Genomic DNA, 256 nt, shown 5'->3' with positions numbered 1-256 from the left:
TCACGAGCGGGTAGAGCCTTTTCCCGGCAGGTTCGCCTGCGACAGATACGCGGCAGCTCGGCGCAGGACCTCGTTCTCCTGCTCCAGCAGCCTCACGCGCTTCTTCAGCTCGCGGTTCTCCGCGGACTCCGACCTGGTGACGCCGGGCTTCTCGCCGTCCTCGACGGCAGCCTGGCGCATCCACTTCGACAGCGTCATCTCATGGACGCCGAAGTCCTTCGCGATCTGCGCGAGGGTGACGCCCTTCTCGCGGTTG

The 256-nt window shown here is 66.4% G+C and carries 1 protein-coding gene; it reads right to left on the bottom strand.

Annotation, left to right across the window (positions count from 1 at the left end; all coding sequences use genetic code 11):
• On the bottom strand, window positions 1-256 hold a 256-nt coding region (locus ACL06G_RS21550), incomplete at its 5' end, for a transposase (RefSeq protein ID WP_412836533.1).

Origin of the sequence: Streptomyces callyspongiae, from assembly GCF_047200695.1 — a bacterium.
Classification (GTDB): Bacteria; Actinomycetota; Actinomycetes; order Streptomycetales; family Streptomycetaceae; genus Streptomyces.
The sequence above is the reverse complement of the archived record's forward strand: the minus strand, read 5'-3'. Positions and strand labels throughout refer to the sequence as shown.